Consider the following 20,689-nt stretch of genomic DNA (forward strand, 5'->3'; position numbering starts at 1 on the left):
GGGGAAGGATTATTTCAGAATCATCAGGGGCTTGCCAGTCATTTCCGGCGGCACCGGCAGACCCATCAGGGTCAGCATGGTGGGGGCCAGATCGGACAGTTTGCCACCCTCGGCAACCTCGGCTTTACGACCGAAGTAGATGAGCGGAACCGGCAGATTGGTGTGGGCTGTGTGAGCCTGACCAGTCTCTTCATCCATCATCTTCTCGGCGTTGCCGTGGTCGGCAGTGATCAGGCACTCGCCACCCACTTCGGCCAGCGCGTCGGTAACGCGACCGATGCAGTGGTCAACGGCTTCACAGGCTTTGACGGCGGCATCGAACACACCGGTGTGACCAACCATGTCGCCATTCGGGTAGTTACAGATGATGACGTCGTACTTGCCGCTCTTGATGGCTGCAACCAGCTTGTCGGTCAGCTCTTCGGAGCTCATCTCCGGCTGCAGGTCATAGGTAGCCACTTTCGGGCTGGCGACGATTTCGCGATCTTCGCCAGTGAAGCAGGCCTCTTCGCCACCGTTGAAGAAGAAAGTGACGTGAGCGTACTTCTCGGTTTCGGAGATGCGCAGCTGGGTTTTGCCCTGCTTGGCCAGCCACTCACCCAGGGTATTGACCAGAGCGGTCGGCGGGTAGGCACAGGCGGTTTTGATGTCGGCCGCGTATTCGGTCAGCATCACGAAGTTCAGTTTCGGCTGGGCAACACGGGCGAAGCCGGTGAAGTCGCTGTCAACGAAGGCACGGGTGATTTCACGGGCGCGGTCGGCACGGAAGTTCATGAAAATCAAAGCATCGCCGTCAACCATCGGGGCAGCTTCACCGATACGGGTGGCTTTGACGAACTCGTCGTTCTCGTCGCGAGCATAGGCGGCAGCCAGTGCTTCGGTGGCGCTTTCAGCGGTGAACTCGCCCTTGCCCTGGGTCATCAGGTCATAGGCTTGCTGCACGCGATCCCAGCGGTTGTCGCGGTCCATGGCGTAGTAACGGCCGATCATGGAGGCGAAACGGCCCTTGCCCAGCTTGGCAAACAGGGCGTCGAACAGCTCGATGGAGGACTGGGCGGAGCGCGGCGGTACGTCACGACCATCCAGGAAGGCGTGGAAGTAGATCTTCTCGGCGCCACGCTTGGCGGCCATCTCGATCATGCCCATGATGTGCTCTTCGTGGCTGTGTACGCCACCCGGAGACATCAGACCCATGATGTGAACGGCTTTACCGTTGCTCACGGCAGCATCAACAGCCTTGGCAATCTCCACGTTCTCGAAGAAGGGGCCGTCCTGAATGTCTTTGGAGATGCGGGTCAGCTCCTGATAGACGATACGACCGGCACCGATGTTGACGTGGCCCACTTCGGAGTTGCCCATCTGGCCATCCGGCAGACCGACATCCAGGCCGGAGCCGGAGATCAGGGTGCTGGTGTAATCACGGGCCAGACGATCGAGGTTGGGAGTCTTGGCGGCAGCGACGGCGTTGAACTCCTGCTTGGTGCTGTAGCCCCAACCGTCCATGATGACCAGAACCAAAGGTTTCTTAGCTGTTGACATAAGACTATGTCCTCTCGGATTGGAAAAAATGCGGGAAATGAAACTAGCGTAATATTACTACATCTGCCGAAATAGTCACCTGATAGCCAAGGGCGACCCCCTCGGCTCCGCACAGCGCCGTTTCAGGGGTGCAACATACCGAATCGTGATGGGAGCCTGCTCGCGCTTTCCCGCCAAGATGGCTGATCTTGGCTATTCCCCCATGTATACTCGGGCCCTTGTCTTGATCCCTGGATAGTAGAAGATGCAAGAGTATTTGGATTTCGCGGCTCGCAACCCGCTGCTGACCGCAGCCTGGTTCGGCCTGGCAGGCACTCTGGTTTACACCACTGTGCGTGCCCGTTTTTCTCCGGTAAAAACCGTCAACAACCACACCGCGACCCTGCTGATCAACCGTGAAAACGCCACCGTGGTGGATATTCGCAGTCAGGAAGAGTACGCCAAGGGCCATCTGGCCGGTGCCCAGCACCTGCCGCTCACCCAGATCCAGAGCAATAACCTGGGCCCGGTTGAAAAGCATAAAGATGCCCCCATCATAGTGGTATGCGAGTCGGGAATGACTGCGGGCGGCGCAGGTCGTCAACTGAGCAAGGCCGGATTCCAGCAGGTATATGTGCTCGGCGGTGGCATGGCCCAGTGGCGTGCAGAAAATCTGCCGGTCACCAAGAAGCGCTGATTAACGCTGATTCAAGCAGGGCCTGTGCCCACTTATCCATATAAAAGGAAGCAAACGAAATGGCTGACGAGATCAACAACCAGGAAGTACAACCGGAATTCCACATCCAGCGTGTCTACACCAAGGATGTCTCTTTCGAAGCGCCCAACACCCCGCACATCTTCCAGAAAGAGTGGCAGCCGGACGTCAAGCTGGACATGGACACCAAGACCAACATCCTGGCTGACAGCGTCTACGAAGTGGTGCTGACCCTGACCGTCACCTGCAAGCTGGAAACCGAAACTGCCTTCCTGTGCGAAGTTCAGCAAGCCGGTATCTTCACCATCGGCAACCTGCCGGAGCCGCAACTGGCTCACTGCCTGGCTGCCTTCTGCCCGAACATCCTGTTCCCGTATGCCCGCGAAGCCGTGGCCAACATGGTGAGCAAGGGTTCATTCCCGCAGCTGAACCTGGCACCGGTCAACTTCGATGCCCTGTTTGCCCAGCACATGGCGCAAGCTCAGGCCCAGCAGGCGACTGCGGAAGCCTGATAATGGCTGACCAGATCGCTATCTCGGTCCTGGGGGCGGGGTCTTACGGCTCCGCCCTTGCCATTTCTCTGGCGCGCAACGGTCATCCGACCCTGCTGTGGGGTCATGACCCTGCCCATCTCGCCGAGCTGGAACAGGATCGTTGCAACAAGGCATTTTTGCCGGATGTCCCTTTTCCTGCTGATCTGCAGCTGACTGCGGATCTGCAACGTGCGGTACAGGCTGCCCCCGTACTGCTGCTGGTTGTGCCGAGCCACGTATTCGGCCAGGTGCTGACTCAGGTAAAACCCTTCCTGCGCCCCGATACCCGTATCGCCTGGGCCACCAAGGGGCTGGAGCCTGACAGTGGCCGCCTGCTGCAGGATGTGGCCCGCGAGGTGTTGGGTGACGAGATGCCGCTGGCGGTCATCTCCGGCCCCACCTTCGCCAAGGAGCTGGCTGCCGGTATGCCGACCGCCATCTCGGTTGCCTCGACCCACGATGATTTCGCCGACGATCTCTCCCATCTGCTGCACTGTGGCCATTCGTTCCGGGTCTATACCAATCCGGACTTTGTCGGTCTGCAACTGGGTGGGGCGGTGAAGAACGTCATCGCCATCGGTGCCGGTCTCTCCGACGGGTTGGGTTTTGGCGCCAACGCCAGAACCGCGCTCATCACCCGGGGTTTGGTGGAGATGCAGCGTCTGGGTGCCGCCCTTGGAGCCGATGCCAAAACCTTTATGGGGATGGCCGGGCTCGGGGATCTGGTGCTCACCTGTACCGACAACCAGTCGCGCAACCGTCGCTTCGGACTGGCGCTCGGCGCCGGTAAAGATGTCGACACCGCCATGACCGAGATCGGTCAGGTGGTGGAAGGGTATCGCAACACCAACGAGGTGCATCTGCTGGCGGCGCGCTGCGGCGTCGAGATGCCCATCTGCGAACAGATCTTCAAGGTGCTCTATGAGGGGAAAAACCCGAAAGAGGCCGCCATCGCCCTGCTGTCGCGCGACAAGAAGGACGAGTAATCTGCCGATTGCCCATGCAAAAGGCCCCGCCGGATGGCGGGGCCTTTTCTTTGCAGCATGTTTTGCCACAAGGGCTGCAAATCAGTAGTAGGAGTGGTCGCCGCGCTGGTGCTCGGTGGCGTCTTTGACACCCTTGAGTTCGCCCGGGAATTTCTCCAGCAGCTGCTTCTCGATACCCTCTTTCAGGGTGTAATCGACCATGGAGCAGCCGTTGCAACCGCCGCCAAACTGCAGGATGGCGTAGCCATCTTCAGTCAGCTCGGTCAGGGTTACCTTGCCGCCGTGACCGGCCAGCATGGGGTTCACCTCGGAGATGAGGGTGTACTCGATGCGCTCGATCAGCGGGGCATCGTCGGCAACCTTGCGCATCTTGGCGTTCGGCGCCTTCAGGGTGAGCTGGGAGCCCATCTGATCGGTAACGAAGTCGATGGTGGCATCCACCAGGAAGGGGGCGCTCAGGGGATCGACCATGCAGTCGAAACCGCTGAAAGGCAGGTGCTGATCTTCCGGATCCACAGCATCGGGTGGGCAATACGATACGCCACACTCGGCATTCTGGGTTCCCGGATTGACCACAAACACCCGGATATTGGTGCCATCAGGCTGTTTTTCCAGCAGTTTACGGAAATGGGCCTGGGCGGCGTCGGAAATGCTGATCATCACTATCCTCATAAACCTGAGTGTACGACTAGGGTATTCATGATAACGCGGTTAGCAAGGCTTGGGTAGCATGCCGATGGCTACTTGAGATGCCTCTGGGTGCGGCAGATGGCCCAGACCTCCACCTTTGTGACCCCGCTCTCATGAAGCAGGCGGGTAAGCTGACCGGCGGTGGCGCCGGTGGTAACCACGTCATCTAACAGGGCGATATGGCGATAGTGGTGCGGCGCAATGTGAAATGCGCCGCGCAGATTGCGCCGTCTCTGCCCTGCGCTGAGCTTGGTCTGCTGTGGCGTCGCTCTGATCCTGCGCAGCAGCCGGTTATCGCAAGGAATTCCGGTTAGCTGGCTCAGGTGACTGGCGATCTCCTCCGCCTGGTTGAAGCCGCGCCACCACTGACGCCACCAGTGCAGAGGGACGGGAATAATCGCCTCTGGCAGGCCATCGCAATCGAGATGATCTGCCAGCAAGCGGGCCAACAGGGGGGCCAGCAGAATTTGCCCCGAATACTTCAGGCGCGGGATCAGGGCCGGGTAGGGCGGTTGATAGTCACCGATCACCTGGAGTCGCTCCCACGGCGGTGGCCTGCGCTGGCAGCGGCCGCATACTACCCCGGTCTGTATCTCTTCCGGCAGCGGCGCAGCGCAGAGTCGACAGCGCTGCTGTGGCTGATGCAGGGACTGCCGACACCAGCTGCATAGCAAAGGTTCCTCATCACAAGGCTGCCGACAGAGCAGGCAGCTCCCCTGCCAGTCGGCGTGGCTGCCGAACAGTGGACTTGCTTTGGCAAGCAGGCGCTTTAACATGCTGACCCCAAGAGCATGAACAGGGATCTTGAGTCTAGATGAGCGTATCGGTAGAGCAGTTTGGTCAGGGACCCGATCTGGTGCTGTTGCACGGATGGGGTATGAACGGCGCAGTGTGGCACGGCATCGCCCTGCAGCTGGCGGTACATTACCGGGTTCATCTGGTGGATCTGCCCGGCTTTGGTAACAGCCCGTTGGCCGAGGGGGTCGACTATACCCTGCCATGGCTGGCGGAGCAGGTCGCCACCGTGTTGCCAGAGAAGTGCCATCTGGTGGGGTGGTCACTCGGAGGTCTGGTGGCAAGCCGGCTGGCGCTGACTCATCCCGAGCGGCTGCACTCCCTTGTCACCGTGGCCAGCTCCCCCTGCTTTATGGCCCGCGATGAGTGGCCAGGGATTGCCCCCAAGGTACTGACCGGCTTCAACCAGATGCTGGCAGGGGATTTTCGCCAGACCATAGAGCGCTTTCTGGCGATCCAGGCGATGGGCAGCGAACATGCTCGGGATGATATCCGCCAGCTGCGCCACTGGCTTGCGGAACGACCTGCTCCCCAGTTCGCAGCACTGGAAGCGGGGCTCGGTTTGCTGGCTGATATTGATCTGCGCGATGACCTGGTATCCCTGGCGTTGCCCTGGCTGCGCATCTATGGTCGGCTGGATTCACTGGTGCCCAAAGCAGCCATTCCTCTGCTGGATGAACGCTATCCCGCTAGTCGAAGCGTCACCTTCAGCAAGGCCTCACATGCACCTTTTATTTCCCATCCTGACGAATTCATTGAAATCCTTCGAGATTTTGTTGGCTAAAAAATAGCCGCAAAGCTTCATTAATCCTCTGGTCTGGCGGATAATTAAGCTGTGATCAGAGGAGTAACGCCATGCGTATTGAATCCGCCTTTAACAGTGGCCTGCAGGGATTCCAGCGAGCCGAGCAGGTTGCCGATCGGGCATCCGGCCAGCTTGCCCGTCTCAACACGCCAAGCGGGGATCAGGTGCAAGTGCCGGACGAGCTCATAAACCTCAAGTCTGCCGAGCTGCAAGCCGGAGCCTCCGCCAAGGTGATGAAGACTGCCAGCGACATGATGGGAACCCTGATCGACATCCGGGTGTGAGATGAACATCAATGTCAGTCTACCCCCCCTTATTCCGACGCAGCTGCAACCTCAAGTGGAAGCGGCCCGGACGGATAATCGCCGGGCAGAACTGATCCCGCAGGCTCGCTCGAGCCAAGCCTCCGTTGCCGAATCTGAAGTCGGCTCCCAGAAAGAGAAATCCAAAGCCGGTCAGGCGACCAACACCAACCCTGCCGCCCAGAGCAGTCGGGAAGGCAATCAATCCACAGTGCAAAACCCCCTCGACCACCGTTTTGTCGAAGCGACGGGGGAGGATGGTCAGCGTAAGCAACAAGACCCGAATAATAAAGAGCAGGAACAGCAAAGGCGGCACGAGCAACAGGTTCAGGATCTGGCCGATCGGGATCAGGAGGTGCGCACCCATGAACAGGCGCACCACTCTGCCGGCGGTAGCTATGCGGGAATGCCGACCTACCAGTTTACTCAGGGGCCGGATGGCAAGCGCTATGCGACCGGCGGTGAAGTCCAGATAGACACCAGCGCAGTGCCCGGTGATGCTGCTGCCACCATCACCAAAATGCAGCAAATCCGTTCGGCAGCGCTGGCCCCTGCCGAGCCATCAGCTCAGGATCTGTCGGTTGCGCGCAGTGCCGCTGCCAGCGAAGCCAAAGCGCGCAAAGAGCTGATGGCCGAACGCAGCAATAGTACGGATGGGGTGCTGAGCGCTTACATGGACAAGCGCAATCAGGTGATTGCCAACCGCTATCAGCAGTCTGTGAGCCCGGCTGCAAACCAGTCACTTAGTCTGCGCATCTGACGCAGTGCCAGCAACTTTCGGCAGCACACCCCATTTTTGCAACTAACCTGAAGATCAGGCCCATCCTATTTTTACAGGAGCTGTCATGCATTTCGATGAAGTCAAACCGGAAGATTTCACTACCTTCTCCCGTGTACCGCCGGCCCATCTGCAGATGGAGCAATTTCTGATGCAGCTGGGTGGTGGTGGCACCGAGGGCACCAGTTTCAAGAAGAAAGTGATGCTTGCTGCAGGCTGGAGCCACACAGGGGTGGTCTCCTACGGCAAATACCCGCAGGAGGCCTGCAAGGCCTTCAACCGGCTGCGGGAGGTATTGGCAGCCCATCAGGAGGCTGACGCCATTCTGGCCGCACTGGCCCAATAACGCTGAGTAACAGTGACAAAAAAGCCCCTTGCGGGGCTTTTTGCATTTCTGGGGTGCTTATTTCTTCAGCTTGGAGAGGGCGGCCGCGAAGGCGTTGCCCATGGCACCCTCGGTCGGAGCACTCTGCCGGGGCGCCTGTTTCGGCTTGGTGTTACCGGAGTGGCGCGGCTCGGCCGGTTTGCGTGCCGGCTGGCCAGCCTTCTCGTCAAGGCGCATGGTCAGGTTGATCCGCTTGCGCGGCACGTCCACCTCCAGCACCTTCACTCGCACTATGTCACCCGCCTTGACCACCTCGCGGGGATCCTTTACGAAGCGGTCAGTGAGGGAAGATATGTGCACCAGGCCATCCTGATGGACGCCGATATCGACGAAGGCGCCAAAGTTGGTGACGTTGGTGACCACCCCCTCCAGCACCATCTCGGGCACCAGATCGCTGATTTTCTCCACCCCTTCCTTGAAGGTCGCGGTTTTGAACTCGGGGCGCGGGTCGCGGCCCGGCTTGTCCAGTTCGCCGATGATGTCGGTGACGGTGGGTACACCGAACTGCTCGTCGGTATAGTCGGCAGGCTTGAGGGTACGCAGCAGGCTGCTGTTACCGAGCAGGCTATCCACGGTCTGCTCCAGCCTGGCGAGGATCCGCTCTACCACAGGGTAGGATTCCGGGTGTACCGATGAGCCGTCCAGCGGGTTGCTGCCGCCACGAATACGCAGAAAGCCAGCACACTGCTCGAACGCCTTGGGGCCGAGCCGGCTCACTTTCAGTAGTTGCTGACGATTCTGGAAGGCGCCGTGTTCGTCGCGGTAGGCGACGATGTTCTGGGCCAGGGTCTGGGAGAGGCCGGAGACCCGGTTGAGCAGGGCGACCGAAGCGGTGTTCACATCTACCCCGACCGCGTTTACGCAATCCTCGACCACGGCATCGAGCCGGCGGGCCAGCTGGCTCTGGCCGACATCGTGCTGGTACTGACCCACACCTATGCTCTTGGGATCGATCTTGACCAGCTCGGCCAGCGGATCCTGCAGACGGCGGGCGATGGATACTGCACCGCGCAGGGAGACGTCGAGATCCGGGAACTCCAGAGAGGCGAGCTCGGAGGCGGAATAGACCGAGGCCCCCGCTTCGCTTACCACAATTTTCTGCGCCTTGGCGGTCGGATAGCGTTCGAACAGATCGCTCACCAGGCGGTCGGTCTCCCGAGAGGCAGTGCCGTTGCCAATGCTGATGAGTTCGACCTTGTGCTTCTGGCACAGCTCGCTCAGGGTCTTGAGGCTCTGGTCGAGCTGGCGTTTGGGTTCGAACGGATAGATAGTCGCGGTATCGACCAGCTTGCCGGTAGCATCGACCACGGCCACCTTGACGCCGGTACGGATGCCGGGATCCAGCCCCATGGTGCAACGCATGCCGGCCGGAGCCGCCATCAGCAGATCCTTGAGGTTCATGGCAAATACCTTGATCGCCTCGTCCTCTGCCGACTCGCGGATGCGACCGATCAGTTCGGTCTCCATCTGGAGCGATAGTTTGATCTTCCAGGTCCAGCTCACCACCCCTTGCAGCCACTTGTCGGCCGGGCGATTTTGCAGGTTGAGCTTGAGGTGATGGGCAATAATCCCCTCGCAAGGGCTGGCACCCTCATCGTCACCCGCGACCAGCGCCAGATTGAGCACACCCTCGTTGCGGCCCCGCAGCATGGCCAGCACCCGGTGTGAGGGGGCCTTGTGCAGCGGTTCGTCGTGCTCGAAGTAGTCTTTGAACTTGGCCCCTTCCTGCTCCTTGCCAGCCACCATGCGAGCGCGCAGGGTAGCGTTTTGCCACAGGTAGTCGCGCAGCTTCTCCAGCAGGTCGGCCTGCTCGGCAAAGCGCTCCATCAGGATGTAGCGGGCGCCATCGAGAGCCGTTTTGCTGTCGGTGATCCCCTGCTCGGCGTTGAGGAAGCGAACCGCCTCCTGTTCGGGCTCTTTCATCGGGTCGCTCAGCAGCAGGTCAGCCAGCGGTTCCAGCCCCGCCTCGATGGCCATCTGCCCCTTGGTGCGGCGTTTGGGTTTGTAGGGGAGATAGAGGTCTTCCAGCCGGGTCTTGCTGTCGGCTTCGTTCAGCTCGCGGGCCAGCTCGGGGGTCAGTTTGCCCTGCTCCTCGATGGAGCGCAGGATCACCTGGCGGCGATCTGCCAATTCGCGCAGGTAGCCGAGTCGGCTCTCCAGGGTACGCAGCTGGCTGTCGTCCAGACCGCCGGTCACCTCTTTGCGGTAACGGGCGATGAAGGGCACGGTCGCGCCTTCATCCAGCAGGCGTACAGCGGCTTCGACTTGTTGCGGGCGAGCATTGAGCTCGGCGGCGATCAGATGTTCGATAGTCTGTGTCATGGTTTCTGTTAAGAACCTCTGTGGTCGGGTCTGGCTCAATGGCGCCAAGTGCCAGCACTATAGGGCGCGCAGGAGGGGATGCCAACCACATGGCTGGCATCGGGGACGGGCTAGCGCGGGTAACTGATGTCGTTGACATACCAGCAGACGTCACCGACTGGCGTGCGCACGATGGCTTCGTCGCCGACCTCTTTCTTGAGCAGGGCGCGGGCCATGGGGGAGTCGATGGAGATGTAATCCTTGCGCTCGAAGATCTCGTCATAGCCGACGATGCGAAAGCGCTTGGTCTCGCCCTCGTCGTTCTCCACCTCGACCCAGGCACCGAAGAAGACCTTGCCCTCCTGAGCGGGGGCGTAATCGACAATCCCCAGCTCTTCCAGACACTTGCGCAGGTAACGGACCCTCCGGTCGATCTCCCGCAACCGCTTCTTGTTGTACTGGTAGTCGGCATTCTCGCTGCGATCACCGAGGCTGGCCGCCCAAGCTACCTTGCGGGTGGTCTCGGGTCGCTCCTGACGCCACAGGAAATCGAGCTCTTCCTTCAGTTTGTTGTAACCTTCGCGGGTGATCAGCTTTGTCTTCATGATGATCTCTGACCTGGTCTGATAGAGAGGTGGTGCTAACTGCACGGGAATATTAGCTTTTGTCCCTCTGCTGTCGAGTGAAATCATGGTCTCCGGGTGGCTGCGACAAGATATGGCCAATACGATTTTCGTTCGATTGACTTCCGCTTCCGCAATCATCAAGCAATAACCGGTAACATATTTATGCTTTGCTCCCGCAGTGCCCCGCCCTAGTATTGGAGGCAGATTAAGGCGACGAGGCAATCCAATGAGTCAGCAGCAATACAAGGTCCTGGTGGTGGACGACGATCTGAAATTACGCTCCCTGCTGGAGCGCTACCTCACCGAACAGGGGTTCGTGGTGCGTGGCGTTGCCAACGGCGAGCAGGCCGATCGTCTGCTGACCCGTGAAAACTTCAGCCTGATGGTGCTCGACCTGATGCTGCCCGGCGAGGATGGTCTCTCCATCTGCCGCCGTTTGCGCGAGGGGGGCAACCAGATCCCTGTGTTGATGCTGACTGCCAAGGGGGATGATGTCGATCGCATCGTCGGGCTCGAGATGGGGGCGGATGACTACCTGCCCAAGCCGTTCAATCCGCGCGAGCTGCTGGCCCGGATCCGTGCTGTGCTGCGCCGTCATACCGTCGAGTTGCCCGGTGCTCCCTCCGCCGCCGAGAAGGTGGTCAACTTCGGGGTCTATCAGCTCAATCTCGCGACCCGCGAGCTGAGCCGCGATGGTGAGCCGATGGCGCTGACCAGCGGTGAATTTGCCGTGCTCAAGGTGCTGGTGAGCCACCCGCGCGAGCCGCTCTCCCGCGACAAGCTGATGAATCTGGCCCGGGGTCGCGAATACACAGCCACCGAGCGCAGCATCGACGTGCAGGTGTCGCGCCTGCGCCGTCTGCTGGAGCAGGATCCGACCCAGCCGCGTTATCTGCAGACTGTCTGGGGTCTGGGCTACGTCTTTGTGCCTGATGGTGAAAGAGCATGAAAAAAGTCGGGAGCATGTTTTCACGCATGCTCTGGTTTTTGGCGGCCGTGCTGATCGTCTATCAAGCAGTCTCCTACGTTACCTTCTACAACTATCTGCTGGCCCCGACGGTCAAGCAGATCAGTCACCTGCTTGCCAATCAGGTCAAACTCATCTTTCCGGTCGAGAGCAATCAGCTGGCGCTGAGCGATGACGCCGAGGCGCTGGTCTATGTGGCGACCGGCAGCGATATCTACACCCAGAGCGAAGCGGAGCAGCATGGACTTAACGATTCCAAGCCCTATGCCTATCTGGAGGAGAACATCAGTCGCGAGCTTGGTGGCAAGACCAAGGTGCGGGTCGAGATCCAGGATCACTACATCATCTGGATCCAGCCTCCCCAGGCCAACAAAACCTGGGTCCGAATCCGGCTGACCGAGATTGAAGATGACGATATCGAGCCGCTTATCCTCTATATGAGCGTGCTGCTGGTGATCACCCTCTTTGCCGCCTGGCGTTTTGCCCGTCAGCTGGTTCGCCCGCTGGAGGATCTGGAGGAGGGAGCCGTTGCGGTGGCCAAAGGGGAGTTCCCCGAGGCGCTGGGCGAGCAGGGGTCCCGTGAAGTTCGCCGTCTGACCCGTACCTTCAACCATATGTCGCACTCCATCAAGAGCCTGATAGAGGAGCGCAATATGATGATGGCGGGGGTGTCCCACGATCTGCGCACCCCGCTGACCCGGATTCGTCTTGCGACCGAGATGATGTCGTCGGGCGACGAGTACCTCAAGGAGAGCATCAACTCCGATATCGATGAATCGAATGCCATCATCGATCAGTTCATCGACTACATCCGTCCCGATGAAGGGCAGCAGTTTTCACCGGCCGATTTGACTCAGCTGGTACACGACACTTTGTTGATGCACACCGAGCAGGGGCTCGAAGTTGACCTCGCCCTGCCGAAGGATGCGGTGCGAGTCGTCTGCAACCCGATCAGTATGCGGCGGGTGCTGACCAATCTGGCAGGCAACTCGCTACGCTATGGGGCAGGCAGCCTGCATGCCGAGCTGAAAGACGATGGTCACTGGGTTCGCCTGCGCTTGTCCGATGATGGCCCGGGTATCCCGGAGCAGGACTACACCCGGGTACTCAAGCCCTTTACTCAGGGGAATGTGGCTCGCACCGTGGGAGGGAGCGGCTTGGGACTGGCCATCGTAGCCAAGATCATGGCCCAGCATCACGGCACCATCAGGTTGGGACGATCCGAGCTGGGTGGCTTGCTGGTCGAGCTGCGGTTACCCAAGAACCAGCCGCAGGAGTGGATGGATTGAGAGAAGGGGCGTATCGAGAGATACGCCCCTTCTGCTTGGTCAGGCTTGTGGCTTGGCGGTATTGCGATAGCGCTTGCCATATTTCAGCTGCTGGATAAGCAGGGCCGCGACGATGAGGGCCAGCCCGATAGGGGTGGCGGGGTGAATGGTTTCGCCGATCAGCAGGTTGAGCAGCACCAGCGAGGCAAACGGCGAGATGAAGATAAGGTTGCTGATGGGGGCGGTGTTGGTGGCGTGGCGCAGCGCCATCAACCAGAGCACGAAACCGAAACCCATCTCGAACAGACCTACATAGATGGCGCCTGCCCATCCCTGCCAGGCGGTCATGGCAAAATCGGAAAGCAGCCAGGTCGCGGCGACGATAAAGGGCAGGCTGATGATGAAGCCAAGCAGCAAGCTGACAACGGGATCCCCCTGATTGCGGGTATTGAGGATCCAGTAGCTGGCCCAGATCAGAGTCGACACCAGTGCCAGCGTTACGCCGAGCGGGCTGTCGAACTGCAGGCCGAATATATCCCCCTTGGTGGCGATCACCAGCGCGCCAAAGTAGCCAAGCACGATGGCGACGCCATCGCGACGACGCAGTTTCTGACCGAGGAAGGGAACGGCCAGCAGACTGAGGGTGATGGCCCAGGTGTAGTTGAGGGTCTGCGCCTGCTGGGCAGGCAGCAGGTCATAGGCCTTGAACAGCAGCAGGTAATAGAGGAAGGGATTGAGTACACCCAGCGCCAGATAGTAAAGCGGGCGTGCCTTGATGTAGCTGCCCAGCAGACCCAGTTTACCCTGCTTAGCCACGATGGCTGTCAGCGTCAGGGTCGAGGTAAACGCCGCGACCAGCAGTAGTTGCACCGGTTCAAAGTAGGTGAGCGATATCTTGAAGGCACTGGCGACCGTCGACCAGAGCGCAACGGCACAGAGGCCATATTGATAGGCTTTCTTTTGATCTTTGAGCATGTGGGAGTCGTTCCATTGACGAAGGCGGAGCCCAGTCTATCAGCCTGCTTGCCGGCTTGTCGTCAGTGCTACCGACAGGGGAGCAGAGGCGGTGAGTGCGAGATCCATCTGTCACATAAAATTGCGCACAATCTGTTCGCCTTCACTTGCGCAAATTTGAAAAATCCGTATAATCCCCTCCGCTTGCCCATGAGGCCAGCCAGACGATATGTCTGCTTGCTGAGTATCCCCTTTGTGGGAACCAGCCATACAGTCTCCCCGATATGGGGAGAAACGTGAAAAATCACACCTCTGGCGGGAGTAATCTCGGTCGGGCGGTGTTGATTTATGTTCTTTTATCTATTGGAGCTCTGTCAATGCAGAACCAAAGAATCCGTATCCGCCTGAAGGCTTTTGATCATCGTCTGATTGATCAGTCCACTGCGGAAATCGTTGAAACTGCTAAGCGCACTGGCGCGCAGGTTCGCGGTCCTATCCCGCTGCCGACTCGCAAAGAGCGTTTCACCGTTCTGATCTCCCCGCACGTCAACAAAGACGCGCGTGATCAGTACGAGATCCGCACTCACAAGCGTCTGGTAGACATCGTTGAGCCGACTGACAAGACCGTAGACGCCCTGATGCGTCTGGATCTGGCAGCTGGTGTAGACGTCCAGATCAGCCTGGGTTAATTACGGAAAGAGGTTGATAACAATGACAATCGGTCTTGTAGGTCGCAAAGTGGGTATGACTCGCATCTTCACTGAAGATGGCGTTTCTATCCCGGTGACTGTTATCGAAGTTGAAGCTAACCGTGTAACTCAGGTCAAATCTGTAGAAACCGACGGCTACAACGCTATTCAGGTTACCACTGGCTCCAAGAAAGCTAGCCGCGTAACCAAGCCGGAAGCTGGCCACTTCGCCAAAGCTGGTGTAGAAGCCGGTCGCGGTCTGTGGGAATTCCGCCTGAACAACGGTGAAACTTTCACTGTTGGTAGCGAGCTGAAAGTAGATCTTCTCGCTGACGTTAAGCTGGTAGACGTTACCGGCACATCCAAGGGTAAAGGTTTTGCCGGTACTGTTAAGCGCTGGAACTTCCGTACCCAGGATATGACCCACGGTAACTCTCTGTCCCACCGTGTACCTGGCTCCATCGGTCAAAACCAGACCCCGGGCCGTGTATTCAAGGGCAAAAAGATGGCTGGTCACATGGGTGCTGAGCGTGTAACGACTCAGAACCTGGAACTGGTTCGTGTTGACGCTGAACGCAACCTGCTGCTCATCAAAGGTGCAGTACCGGGTGCAACCAACGGCAACGTGATCGTTAAACCTGCCGTCAAAGCGTAACGTCTGAGGAGATAGTAATGGAATTGGTAATGAAAGACGCCAAGAGCGCTCTTGAAGTTTCCGAGACTACCTTCGGGCGCGAATTCAACGAAGCTCTGGTTCACCAGGTTGTCGTTGCTTATGCCGCTGGTGCCCGTCAGGGTACTCGTGCGCAGCTGACTCGCTCTGAAGTGTCTGGTGGCGGCAAAAAGCCGTGGCGTCAGAAGGGTACTGGTCGTGCCCGTGCTGGCTCCATCCGTTCGCCCATTTGGCGTTCCGGTGGTGTGACTTTTGCTGCTAAGCCGCAAGATCACAGCCAGAAAGTAAACAAGAAGATGTACCGCGGCGCTATCCGTAGCATCCTGTCCGAGCTGGTACGTCAAGAGCGCCTGATCGTTGTTGAGAAGTTCGGCATCGAAGCTCCGAAGACCAAAGAACTGATCGCCAAGCTGAAAGAAATGGAACTGACTGACGTTCTGATCGTGACTGCTGAAGTCGATGAGAACCTGTTCCTGGCTGCTCGCAACCTGTACAAAGTTGACGTGCGTGACGTTGCCGGTATCGACCCGGTCAGCCTGATCGCTTTCGACAAGGTTCTGATGACTGCTGACGCAGTTAAGCAAATCGAGGAGATGCTGGCATGATCCGTGAAGAGCGTCTGCTGAAAGTTCTGAAGGCTCCGCACATCTCTGAAAAGAGCACCATGGTTGCAGAAAAGCAGAACACTATCGTGTTCAAAGTTGCTGTTGATGCCACCAAGGCGGAAGTCAAAGCTGCAGTTGCGAAACTGTTCGAGGTCGAAGTTGAGACCGTCCGTACCCTGAACATGAAGGGTAAGACCAAGCGCGCAGGTGCACGCGTAGGCCGTCGTTCCGATTGGAAAAAGGCTTATGTGACCCTGAAAGCTGGTCAGGACATCGACTTCATGGGCGCAGCCGAGTAAGAGGAGTTCTGAAAAATGGCAATCGTTAAGTGCAAGCCTACTTCTCCGGGCCGCCGCCACGTCGTCAAGATCGTCAACCAGGAACTGTACAAGGGTAAGCCCTTTGCAGCTCTGCTGGACAAGAAAGACAAAACCGGTGGTCGTAACAACAACGGCCGCATCACCACTCGCCACATCGGCGGTGGTCACAAGCAGCACTACCGTCTGATCGACTTCAAGCGCGACAAAGACGGTATCCCGGCTAAAGTTGAGCGCCTGGAATACGATCCGAACCGTACCGCAAACATCGCCCTGGTGCTGTATGCAGACGGGGAGCGTCGTTACATCCTGGCTCCGAAAGGCCTGAAAGCTGGTGATGCAATCGCTTCTGGTGCTGATGCCGCAATCAAGGTAGGTAACACCCTGCCGATGCGCAACATCCCGGTCGGTTCTACCGTTCACGCTGTTGAGATGAAGCCTGGTAAAGGTGCCCAGCTGGCTCGTTCCGCTGGTACTTTCATCCAGATCCTGGCTCGTGAAGGTAACTATGTAACTCTGCGTCTGCGTTCCGGCGAAGTACGTAAAGTTCTGGCCGAGTGCCGCGCTACCATCGGCGAAGTCGGTAACTCCGAGCACATGCTGCGTCAACTGGGTAAAGCCGGTGCAAACCGCTGGCGTGGTATTCGTCCGACCGTTCGCGGTATGGCGATGAACCCGGTTGACCACCCGCACGGTGGTGGTGAGGGTCGTAACAAGGGCATGCAGCCTGTGTCCCCATGGGGCCAGAAGGCTAAAGGCTTCAAGACCCGTAAGAACAAGCGTACCGACAAGTACATCGTACGTCGTCGTAACAAGTAATTGTTAACATAGAGGAATCACCATGCCACGTTCTCTCAAGAAGGGTCCATTTATCGACCTGCACTTGCTGAAGAAGGTAGAGAAAGCGGTGGAAAGCGGGGATAAAAAGCCGGTTAAAACCTGGTCCCGTCGTTCAATGATCATCCCGAACATGATCGGTTTGACCATCGCTGTCCATAATGGTCGTCAGCACGTTCCGGTTTTCGTTACCGAAGAAATGATCGGTCACAAACTGGGTGAATTCGCACCGACTCGTACTTATCGCGGCCATGCTGCTGATAAGAAGGCTAAGAAGCGCTAAGGGATAAATGATGGAAGCTATCGCTAAACACCGTTATGCCCGTACTTCTGCCCAGAAAGCTCGTCTGGTAGCCGATCAAGTACGTGGTCTGTCCGTAGACAAGGCTCTGAACATCCTGACCTTCAGCCCGAAAAAGGCTGCTGTTCTGGTGAAGAAAGTGCTGGAATCTGCCATTGCAAACGCTGAGCACAACGAAGGCGCCGACATCGACGCCCTGCGTGTTGCTACTATCATGGTCGACGAAGGTCCCTCCATGAAGCGCATCCGTCCTCGTGCCAAAGGTCGCGCGGATCGTATCCTCAAGCGTACCGCTCACATCACCGTAGTGGTATCCGACGCTAAGGCTGGGAGATAAGCAATGGGTCAGAAAGTACATCCTAATGGCATTCGCCTGGGTATTACCAAGCCTTGGAATTCTACCTGGTTCGCGAACACCAAAGACTTCGCTGACAACCTGTACAGCGATTTTCAAGTACGCCAGTTCCTGACCAAGGAACTGAAAAACGCGTCCTTGTCCAAGATCACCATCGAGCGTCCGGCCAAGAGCATCCGTGTGACCATTCACACCGCTCGTCCGGGTGTTGTGATCGGTAAGAAAGGCGAAGACGTTGAGAAGCTGCGCAAAGCTGTAGCCACTATTGCTGGCGTGCCTGCTCAGATCAACATTTCCGAAGTCCGCAAGCCGGAGCTGGATGGCAAACTGGTTGCCGACAGCATCACTTCCCAGCTGGAGCGTCGTGTAATGTTCCGTCGTGCTATGAAGCGCGCCGTACAGAACGCAATGCGCCTGGGTGCCAAGGGCATCAAAGTGGAAGTTTCCGGTCGTCTGGGCGGCGCTGAAATCGCGCGTACCGAATGGTACCGTGAAGGTCGTGTGCCGTTGCACACCCTGCGTGCCGACATCGACTACGCAACTTCTGAAGCCCACACCACTTACGGTGTGATCGGCGTTAAAGTTTGGATCTTCAAGGGCGAAGTTCTGGGCGGTCTGGCTGCTGTCAACGCTGCCGCTGCTCAAGAGCAAGCTCCTGCGAAGCCCAAGCGTGACAACAAGCGCCGCGCTGCCAAGTAAGGAGATTCGGTAAATGTTGCAACCAAAGCGTACTAAATTCCGCAAGACCCACAAAGGTCGTAACCGCGGTCTGGCCACCTCTGGTAACGAAGTATCCTTCGGTACCTTTGGCCTGAAGGCGACATCTCGTGGTCAGCTGACTGCTCGTCAAATCGAAGCAGCCCGTCGTGCCATGACCCGTCACGTTAAGCGTCAGGGTAAGATCTGGATCCGTGTGTTCCCGGACAAGCCGATTACCGAAAAGCCCCTCGAAGTTCGTATGGGTAAAGGTAAGGGTAACGTGGAATACTGGGTTTGCCCGATCCAGCCTGGCAAGGTTCTGTACGAGATGGACGGTGTACCTGAGGCTCTGGCGCGTGAAGCGTTCGCCCTGGCCGCAGCCAAGCTGTCTGTTCAGACCACTTTCGTAATTAAGACGGTGATGTGATGAAAGCCCAAGATCTGCGTCAAAAGAGCGTCGAAGAACTGAACCAGGAGCTGCTGGGCCTGCTGCGTGAGCAATTCAACATGCGCATGCAAGCTTCCACCGGCCAACTGGCTCAGACTCACACTCTGAAACAAGTGCGTCGTGACGTCGCACGTATCAAGACTGTACTGACTGAGAAGGCAGGTGCGTAATGACTGACAAAATCCGTACTCTGCAGGGTCGTGTAATCAGCGACAAGATGGACAAGTCCATCACTGTTGCCATCGAGCGCAAGGTAAAGCACCCGATCTACGGTAAGATCATCAAGCGCACTACCAAGCTGCACGTACATGATGAAAACAACGAGTGCAAAGCTGGTGACCTCGTGGAAATCCGCGAATGCCGCCCGCTGTCCAAGACCAAGTCCTGGACCTTGGTTGCCGTTGTAGAAAAGGCCTAATCGGTACTTTTTAGCCCAAACGGCCCCTTTCAGGGGCCGTTTGTTTTTTAGGCTACCTTTTCTAAAAATCCTGTGTTATAGTTTCGCGCCTTTTGAAGGCAGCCAGATCCCGAAAGGGATAAGAAGTAAACAAAGCGGAGCACTAAGATGATCCAGATGCAAAGTATGCTGGGTGTTGCCGACAACTCCGGCGCTCGCAGTGTAATGTGTATTAAGGTTCTGGGTGGTTCGCACCGCCGTTACGCCGGCATCGGCGACATCATCAAAGTTTCCATCAAGGAAGCTATTCCTCGCGGTAAAGTGAAGAAAGGTGATGTGTATAACGCGGTGGTCGTACGCACCCGTAAAGGCGTTCGTCGTCCGGACGGCTCAGTCATCCGTTTCGACAACAATGCGGCTGTGTTGCTTAACAACAACCAACAGCCGATCGGTACTCGTATTTTTGGCCCGGTGACCCGTGAACTGCGTAATGAGAAGTTCATGAAGATTGTGTCCCTGGCACCCGAAGTACTGTAAGGAGTCGAACGATGGCAGCTAAAATCCGTCGCGAAGACGAAGTGATTGTTCTTACCGGCAAAGACAAGGGCAAGCGTGGCAAAGTCACTCAAGTTCTGATTGCTAAAGGTAAGGTAATCGTGGAAGGCATCAACCAGGTGAAGAAACACCAGAAGCCGGTACCCGCACTGGGTCAGGCTGGCGGTATCGTCACCAAAGAAGCCCCCATCGATGTATCTAACGTAGCGCTGTTCAACTCTGCCACTGGCAAAGCTGACCGCGTTGGTTTCCGGATTGAAGACGGCAAAAAAGTTCGTTTCTTCAAATCCACCGGCGAACTTGTGAAGTAATTGGAGTTTAACGATGGCGAAACTGCATGATTACTACAAATCCGATGTAGTAAGTGAACTGACCAAGCAGTTCGGTTACAAGACTATCATGCAAGTCCCTCGGATCGAGAAAATCACCCTGAACATGGGTGTTGGTGAAGCGATCTCTGACAAGAAATTGCTGGAAAATGCTGCTGCCGATATGGCTGCCATTTCCGGTCAGAAGCCGCTGATCACCAAAGCTCGCAAATCTGTTGCGGGCTTCAAGATTCGTGAAGGCTACCCGATAGGTTGTAAAGTAACCCTGCGTGGCGAGCGTATGTGGGAGTTCCTGGAACGGCTGATCTGCATCTCCGTACCGCGTATCCGTGACTTCCGTGGCCTGAACGCTAAAGCGTTCGACGGTCGTGGTAACTACTCCATGGGCGTGCGTGAGCAGATCATCTTCCCGGAAATCGACTATGACAAAGTCGATCGCGTCCGTGGTCTGGATATCACCATCACCACTTCCGCGAATACCGATGAAGAAGGCCGTGCTCTGCTGGCTGCCTTTAACTTCCCATTCCGCAAGTAAGGTTAGGGTTATGGCTAAAACATCCATGAAAGCGCGCGAAGCAAAGCGTGCCAAGCTGGTAGCCAAGTACGCAACCAAGCGTGCCGAGCTCAAAGCTATCATCGTTGATATGAACGCTTCTGAAGAAGCGCGTTGGGATGCTGTTCTGCAACTGCAACAGCTGCCCCGTGATTCCAGTCCGTCCCGTCAGCGTAACCGTTGCAACATTACTGGTCGTCCGCACGGTTTCCTGCGCAAGTTTGGCCTGTCTCGCATCAAGGTGCGTGAGCATGCCATGAAGGGCGAAATTCCGGGCCTGAAAAAGGCCTCTTGGTAAAGAATCTCGG

General features: G+C 57.6%; 30 protein-coding genes. 24 read left to right on the top strand and 6 right to left on the bottom strand.

The features are described 5' to 3' along the window. Positions 1 to 9: 9 nt before the first annotated feature. The gene (gpmM, locus tag AAHA41_RS16440; protein ID WP_323068830.1) at positions 10 to 1,539 is read right to left on the bottom strand and encodes a 2,3-bisphosphoglycerate-independent phosphoglycerate mutase; all 1,530 of its coding nucleotides are present in this window, start codon (positions 1,537 to 1,539) and stop codon (positions 10 to 12) included. A gap of 244 nt (positions 1,540 to 1,783) precedes the next feature. On the opposite strand from gpmM, the gene AAHA41_RS16445 reads away from it, so the two are divergent. From AAHA41_RS16445 to gpsA, 3 genes are read left to right on the top strand one after another with little or no spacing between them, the layout of a single operon-like run. After that, entirely contained in the window at positions 1,784 to 2,215 is a 432-nt protein-coding gene (locus tag AAHA41_RS16445) for a rhodanese-like domain-containing protein (RefSeq protein WP_033115600.1), read from the top strand. A 59-nt stretch (positions 2,216 to 2,274) separates the two neighbouring features. Further along, positions 2,275 to 2,745: a protein-export chaperone SecB gene (secB, locus tag AAHA41_RS16450; RefSeq protein WP_033115599.1), complete on the top strand. Its 471-nt coding sequence runs from the start codon at positions 2,275 to 2,277 to the stop codon at positions 2,743 to 2,745. Between the two features lie 2 nt (positions 2,746 to 2,747). Then, entirely contained in the window at positions 2,748 to 3,752 is a 1,005-nt protein-coding gene (gene gpsA / locus AAHA41_RS16455) for an NAD(P)H-dependent glycerol-3-phosphate dehydrogenase (protein WP_323068828.1), read from the top strand. Between the two features lie 81 nt (positions 3,753 to 3,833). Here the strand turns inward: gpsA and nfuA are convergent, their stop codons facing one another. Then, positions 3,834 to 4,412 carry a Fe-S biogenesis protein NfuA gene (gene nfuA / locus AAHA41_RS16460; protein WP_033115597.1) on the bottom strand — a complete coding sequence of 193 codons (579 nt, stop codon included), beginning with the start codon at positions 4,410 to 4,412 and terminating at the stop codon, positions 3,834 to 3,836. An 80-nt stretch (positions 4,413 to 4,492) separates the two neighbouring features. Further along, complete coding sequence (locus AAHA41_RS16465; RefSeq protein ID WP_323068827.1) at positions 4,493 to 5,218, bottom strand: ComF family protein; 726 nt, start codon at positions 5,216 to 5,218, stop codon at positions 4,493 to 4,495. 38 nt (positions 5,219 to 5,256) lie between these two features. On the opposite strand from AAHA41_RS16465, the gene bioH reads away from it, so the two are divergent. The 4 genes from bioH to AAHA41_RS16485 all read left to right on the top strand — a co-directional run bounded on the left by bioH (position 5,257) and on the right by AAHA41_RS16485 (position 7,468). Then, entirely contained in the window at positions 5,257 to 6,021 is a 765-nt protein-coding gene (bioH, locus tag AAHA41_RS16470) for a pimeloyl-ACP methyl ester esterase BioH (protein WP_323068825.1), read from the top strand. A 71-nt stretch (positions 6,022 to 6,092) separates the two neighbouring features. Beyond that, on the top strand, positions 6,093 to 6,326 hold the full coding sequence (locus AAHA41_RS16475) for a flagellar hook protein FlgE (RefSeq protein WP_041209715.1): 234 nt from the start codon (positions 6,093 to 6,095) through the stop codon (positions 6,324 to 6,326). Position 6,327: 1 nt separating this feature from the next. Beyond that, positions 6,328 to 7,104, top strand: coding sequence for a putative metalloprotease CJM1_0395 family protein (locus AAHA41_RS16480; protein WP_323068824.1), 777 nt, complete (start codon positions 6,328 to 6,330; stop codon positions 7,102 to 7,104). 85 nt (positions 7,105 to 7,189) lie between these two features. Next, positions 7,190 to 7,468, top strand: coding sequence for a hypothetical protein (locus tag AAHA41_RS16485; RefSeq protein ID WP_033115592.1), 279 nt, complete (start codon positions 7,190 to 7,192; stop codon positions 7,466 to 7,468). A 57-nt stretch (positions 7,469 to 7,525) separates the two neighbouring features. On the opposite strand, the gene AAHA41_RS16490 is transcribed toward AAHA41_RS16485, so the two are convergent. Together AAHA41_RS16490 and greB are read right to left on the bottom strand one after the other, a co-directional pair. Then, positions 7,526 to 9,829, bottom strand: a complete 2,304-nt coding sequence (locus AAHA41_RS16490) for a Tex family protein (protein WP_323068823.1) — start codon at positions 9,827 to 9,829, stop codon at positions 7,526 to 7,528. 110 nt (positions 9,830 to 9,939) lie between these two features. Next, positions 9,940 to 10,413 carry a transcription elongation factor GreB gene (gene greB / locus AAHA41_RS16495; RefSeq protein ID WP_033115590.1) on the bottom strand — a complete coding sequence of 158 codons (474 nt, stop codon included), beginning with the start codon at positions 10,411 to 10,413 and terminating at the stop codon, positions 9,940 to 9,942. Positions 10,414 to 10,660: 247 nt separating this feature from the next. Here greB and ompR point away from each other — a divergent pair, with 247 nt between their 5' ends. After that, positions 10,661 to 11,383 carry a two-component system response regulator OmpR gene (gene ompR / locus AAHA41_RS16500; protein WP_033115589.1) on the top strand — a complete coding sequence of 241 codons (723 nt, stop codon included), beginning with the start codon at positions 10,661 to 10,663 and terminating at the stop codon, positions 11,381 to 11,383. After that, complete coding sequence (envZ, locus tag AAHA41_RS16505) at positions 11,380 to 12,690, top strand: two-component system sensor histidine kinase EnvZ (RefSeq protein ID WP_323068822.1); 1,311 nt, start codon at positions 11,380 to 11,382, stop codon at positions 12,688 to 12,690. Before ompR ends, envZ begins: the two co-directional genes overlap by 4 nt. Positions 12,691 to 12,729: 39 nt before the next feature. Here the strand turns inward: envZ and AAHA41_RS16510 are convergent, their stop codons facing one another. After that, the gene (locus AAHA41_RS16510; protein WP_201962757.1) at positions 12,730 to 13,644 is read right to left on the bottom strand and encodes a DMT family transporter; all 915 of its coding nucleotides are present in this window, start codon (positions 13,642 to 13,644) and stop codon (positions 12,730 to 12,732) included. A 356-nt stretch (positions 13,645 to 14,000) separates the two neighbouring features. On the opposite strand from AAHA41_RS16510, the gene rpsJ reads away from it, so the two are divergent. The 15 genes from rpsJ (at position 14,001) to rpsN (ending at position 20,679) form a co-directional block, all read left to right on the top strand. Beyond that, complete coding sequence (rpsJ, locus tag AAHA41_RS16515) at positions 14,001 to 14,312, top strand: 30S ribosomal protein S10 (RefSeq protein ID WP_005307944.1); 312 nt, start codon at positions 14,001 to 14,003, stop codon at positions 14,310 to 14,312. A gap of 22 nt (positions 14,313 to 14,334) precedes the next feature. Next, positions 14,335 to 14,967 carry a 50S ribosomal protein L3 gene (rplC, locus tag AAHA41_RS16520; protein WP_005307947.1) on the top strand — a complete coding sequence of 211 codons (633 nt, stop codon included), beginning with the start codon at positions 14,335 to 14,337 and terminating at the stop codon, positions 14,965 to 14,967. A gap of 17 nt (positions 14,968 to 14,984) precedes the next feature. After that, positions 14,985 to 15,590: a 50S ribosomal protein L4 gene (gene rplD, locus AAHA41_RS16525; RefSeq protein ID WP_005340616.1), complete on the top strand. Its 606-nt coding sequence runs from the start codon at positions 14,985 to 14,987 to the stop codon at positions 15,588 to 15,590. After that, positions 15,590 to 15,889, top strand: a complete 300-nt coding sequence (gene rplW / locus AAHA41_RS16530; protein WP_342690021.1) for a 50S ribosomal protein L23 — start codon at positions 15,590 to 15,592, stop codon at positions 15,887 to 15,889. Before rplD ends, rplW begins: the two co-directional genes overlap by 1 nt. Positions 15,890 to 15,904: 15 nt before the next feature. Then, entirely contained in the window at positions 15,905 to 16,726 is an 822-nt protein-coding gene (gene rplB / locus AAHA41_RS16535; protein ID WP_041209710.1) for a 50S ribosomal protein L2, read from the top strand. A gap of 22 nt (positions 16,727 to 16,748) precedes the next feature. Next, positions 16,749 to 17,027, top strand: a complete 279-nt coding sequence (gene rpsS / locus AAHA41_RS16540; RefSeq protein ID WP_005307960.1) for a 30S ribosomal protein S19 — start codon at positions 16,749 to 16,751, stop codon at positions 17,025 to 17,027. A 10-nt stretch (positions 17,028 to 17,037) separates the two neighbouring features. Continuing rightward, positions 17,038 to 17,382, top strand: a complete 345-nt coding sequence (rplV, locus tag AAHA41_RS16545) for a 50S ribosomal protein L22 (protein WP_005319741.1) — start codon at positions 17,038 to 17,040, stop codon at positions 17,380 to 17,382. Between the two features lie 3 nt (positions 17,383 to 17,385). Continuing rightward, positions 17,386 to 18,099 carry a 30S ribosomal protein S3 gene (gene rpsC / locus AAHA41_RS16550; protein ID WP_005307962.1) on the top strand — a complete coding sequence of 238 codons (714 nt, stop codon included), beginning with the start codon at positions 17,386 to 17,388 and terminating at the stop codon, positions 18,097 to 18,099. Between the two features lie 13 nt (positions 18,100 to 18,112). Then, positions 18,113 to 18,526, top strand: coding sequence for a 50S ribosomal protein L16 (rplP, locus tag AAHA41_RS16555; RefSeq protein ID WP_005340612.1), 414 nt, complete (start codon positions 18,113 to 18,115; stop codon positions 18,524 to 18,526). Then, entirely contained in the window at positions 18,526 to 18,717 is a 192-nt protein-coding gene (gene rpmC, locus AAHA41_RS16560) for a 50S ribosomal protein L29 (RefSeq protein ID WP_005307965.1), read from the top strand. The genes rplP and rpmC overlap by 1 nt, the downstream gene beginning before the upstream one ends. Next, positions 18,717 to 18,965, top strand: a complete 249-nt coding sequence (gene rpsQ, locus AAHA41_RS16565) for a 30S ribosomal protein S17 (protein WP_005307966.1) — start codon at positions 18,717 to 18,719, stop codon at positions 18,963 to 18,965. The genes rpmC and rpsQ overlap by 1 nt, the downstream gene beginning before the upstream one ends. 147 nt (positions 18,966 to 19,112) lie before the next feature. Next, positions 19,113 to 19,481: a 50S ribosomal protein L14 gene (gene rplN, locus AAHA41_RS16570; RefSeq protein WP_005307975.1), complete on the top strand. Its 369-nt coding sequence runs from the start codon at positions 19,113 to 19,115 to the stop codon at positions 19,479 to 19,481. Between the two features lie 11 nt (positions 19,482 to 19,492). After that, positions 19,493 to 19,810, top strand: a complete 318-nt coding sequence (gene rplX / locus AAHA41_RS16575; RefSeq protein WP_005307977.1) for a 50S ribosomal protein L24 — start codon at positions 19,493 to 19,495, stop codon at positions 19,808 to 19,810. 13 nt (positions 19,811 to 19,823) lie between these two features. Beyond that, positions 19,824 to 20,363 carry a 50S ribosomal protein L5 gene (rplE, locus tag AAHA41_RS16580; RefSeq protein WP_033115585.1) on the top strand — a complete coding sequence of 180 codons (540 nt, stop codon included), beginning with the start codon at positions 19,824 to 19,826 and terminating at the stop codon, positions 20,361 to 20,363. Positions 20,364 to 20,373: 10 nt separating this feature from the next. After that, positions 20,374 to 20,679 carry a 30S ribosomal protein S14 gene (gene rpsN / locus AAHA41_RS16585; RefSeq protein WP_005340609.1) on the top strand — a complete coding sequence of 102 codons (306 nt, stop codon included), beginning with the start codon at positions 20,374 to 20,376 and terminating at the stop codon, positions 20,677 to 20,679. Positions 20,680 to 20,689: the final 10 nt, after the last annotated feature.

The sequence above is a fragment of the Aeromonas sp. SER genome (genome assembly GCF_038739615.1).
Lineage (GTDB): Bacteria > Pseudomonadota > Gammaproteobacteria > Enterobacterales > Aeromonadaceae > Aeromonas > Aeromonas jandaei.